Genomic DNA, 679 nt, shown 5'->3' with positions numbered 1-679 from the left:
CGAATTATCGCCACCATCGAACCATTCTTAACCGATTTTCTGTGAGGACTTTATCATGTCAGACACACTGCCCGGGACAACGCATCCCGACAACAACAACGACCGCCCCTGGTGGGGGCTACCCTGCACCGCGACGCCCTGTTTCGGCGCCCGTCTGGTGCAGGAGGGCAATCAGTTGCATTACCTTGCCGACCGCGCCGGTATCAGAGGCCGGTTCAGCGACGCGGATGCGTACCACCTGGACCAGGCCTTTCCGCTGCTGATGAAACAACTGGAACTCATGCTCACCAGCAGTGAACTGAATCCCCACCGTCAGAATACCGTCACGCTGTATGCTAAAGGGCTGACCTGCCATGCGGACACCCTCGGCAGCTGTGGTTACGTTTATCTTGCTGTTTATCCGACGCCCGAAACGAAACAGTAAACCACCGGAATAACCTTCTGCTCCGGCCTGGTGCTTTCAGCACGCCACTTTTCCATTTTTCATCTCTGCATATCAGGAAAATCTTCAGTATGAAAACATTACCCGATACACACGTACGGGAGGCATCGAGCTGCCCGTCTCCCGTCACCATCTGGCAGACTCTGCTCTCCCGACTACTGGGCCAGCATTACGGCCTTACACTGAATGACACACCGTTCGCCGATGAACGTGTGATTGAGCAGCATATTGAGGCAG

Annotated in this window: 2 protein-coding genes; both read left to right on the top strand. The window is 55.1% G+C overall.

Annotated elements, in window-relative coordinates; translation table 11 throughout:
* Window positions 1-55 precede the first annotated feature (55 nt).
* Window positions 56-424: a type IV toxin-antitoxin system YeeU family antitoxin gene (locus CXQ94_RS23760; RefSeq protein ID WP_053879508.1), complete on the top strand. Its 369-nt coding sequence runs from the start codon at window positions 56-58 to the stop codon at window positions 422-424.
* Window positions 425-513: 89 nt separating this feature from the next.
* The coding region (locus tag CXQ94_RS23755; RefSeq protein WP_214281765.1) for a TA system toxin CbtA family protein at window positions 514-679 on the top strand (166 nt) is incomplete at its 3' end.

This window comes from Arthrobacter sp. GMC3 (genome assembly GCF_002929305.1).
Lineage (GTDB): Bacteria > Actinomycetota > Actinomycetes > Actinomycetales > Micrococcaceae > Specibacter.
The sequence above is the reverse complement of the archived record's forward strand: the minus strand, read 5'-3'. Positions and strand labels throughout refer to the sequence as shown.

Coding starts and splice junctions, on each gene's coding strand:
- CXQ94_RS23760 (WP_053879508.1), top strand. CDS start 56: ATGTCAGACACACTGCCCGGGACAACGCATCCCGACAACAACAACGAC.